Source organism: Inquilinus limosus DSM 16000, from assembly GCF_000423185.1.
In the GTDB taxonomy this organism is placed as follows: domain Bacteria; phylum Pseudomonadota; class Alphaproteobacteria; order DSM-16000; family Inquilinaceae; genus Inquilinus; species Inquilinus limosus.
Genome location: NZ_AUHM01000064.1, coordinates 1 through 1,855 on the forward strand (window position 1 = coordinate 1; position 1,855 = coordinate 1,855).

A 1,855-nucleotide genomic window follows, 5' to 3' on the forward strand; every position below is an offset into this window, starting at 1 on the left:
AAGGGCTTCATCGGCGAGCGCGAGGACCCGGAGGTCGGCCTGGTCTACCTCAACGCCCGCTACTACGACCCGGAAATCGGCCGCTTCATCTCGCCGGACTGGTGGGACCCGGCCCTGCCGGGGGTGGGCACCAACCGGTATGCGTATTCGGACAACGATCCGATCAATAAGAGCGATCCGGAAGGACATATAGCGCAAGCAGTCTGGGGAGCAGCCTTTGGCGCGATTACAAGCGCATCTCTGCAAAGCGCCGAAATGGCGCTGGGACTTCGGGATAAGTTTAGCTGGCGTGATCTCGCAATAGACACCGCCATTGGCGCTGCGACTGCCGGTGCATCCGCTGCGAAAGCTGCAAAGGAACTGACAGAACTAAGCGCAAAGGCCGTTGCAGTTCAGATCGGCACCGAAATTGTGGTTTCTCACGTAGGAACCCTGGCAGAGACACCACAAGGGGACGTTGTCGCCGCTAACGAACGGCTGACCTCGCTAACCGTGGAGGAGGAGATTGGCGTTTTCAGAGATGCCACCACGCAGAAAGGCAATTTTGGTTTCGGTGTAAGTGTCACCTCGGATGAAGCTGATAGGCTTGGTCGAGCTTGGGTTGGGCCTGGTCATCGCTTAGCGAGTGACGGCAAAACGATCGTAAGCGCGGATGGAACAAGAACGTATCGACCAGCCTCTCCAAAGAGATCAACGCTGGCCCCGACGGGGGTCCAGGCGAACTTTTCCCGCTTAACAGAATCAGGCCAAGTCATCAGCAATGGTCACATGGACATCAAGCCCGATTCACGCTCTGGTGGTACAAACGGAGCACCCCCCACCAACGATGACGGGAGTCTGACCGGCACAGGTGGGCTATATTGAGGAACCGATTTCCATCAGGCGGGTCGGTTCGCAAGCTGGCAGGAGCACTACTGTGAACGCAGAGCTGAAGGAACTTTATAGTCGTACAGTTGATTTGCGAGCGTATGTGCCCGAGAGAGCAGACTTTTTTGGAGTCTGGGTGACGGCTATCGTCGGCACGCAGGGTGAAGCTGGAGGGGACGCATTTGAGATTTTAATCTGTAGCCCAGAATGGCTAAAGAAAGAATGTCGGATGCATCATGTAATTCTCGGAAGACACAAACTAATAACGGATCACTTCGATGCCGAAAATATTTATCACTGCGTCAAGAATCTCGTCGAAAGCATTGAAGGAGAGAGCTGGGAGGAGATATCAAAAAAGATGGCTCGTATTGGCGCCTGGGAGTTTGAAGACTACAACGCCACGGCTCGGTAATATTAAAAATATTATATACCGATGGACCGGCAGAAGATGAGATCGAAAGTTATGCAATTTATGTCACATTGGACAGAAATAAAAACCGACGACGGCGAACTCAATTTCCATACCTGAGCGTCTTGCAGTGGATCCCTGCGGTGAGACAAGGAAAATTGGGACAGTTCTCTGAGAAGGAGAACCAAGAACCGCAGCTTCAGCCGGGAGTTCAAGCCTGAGGCGGTGAGGCAGATCGAGGCCGGGGAGAGCGTCGGCGGGCCGGCCGGTCGACGGAACCGAGTCCTGAGCCGCCCCCAAGAACTTGAGTGGGAAGCCGCGCCGCCCGTCCTTGCCGTCGGCAGCCCGCATGATCCTGCAGCCGGACGGGCCGGGCACATCGGCACTCCAGGACTATCGACATGGGATCGGCCCGACACTCGTCCGTCATCGGAGGCGTGCGACGCGGTTAACGCAATGTTCATTGCTTAACTGCACGCGCTTCGTTCATGATATGTTCCATGAAAGAGGTGCCGCCCGATTTCGATGTCCAGGCCTATGGCCGCGGCTGCGCGCTGCAGCAGTGCGAGATGCTCACGC

General features: G+C 55.8%; 2 protein-coding genes. Both read left to right on the top strand.

Going from position 1 to position 1,855, the window contains the following annotated elements; translation table 11 throughout:
* A partial coding sequence (locus G537_RS44395) for an RHS repeat-associated core domain-containing protein (RefSeq protein WP_162146173.1) occupies positions 1-864 on the top strand: 864 nt, incomplete at its 5' end.
* Between the two features lie 52 nt (positions 865-916).
* The gene (locus tag G537_RS43245) at positions 917-1,279 is read left to right on the top strand and encodes an immunity 8 family protein (RefSeq protein WP_162146174.1); all 363 of its coding nucleotides are present in this window, start codon (positions 917-919) and stop codon (positions 1,277-1,279) included.
* Positions 1,280-1,855 lie beyond the last annotated feature (576 nt).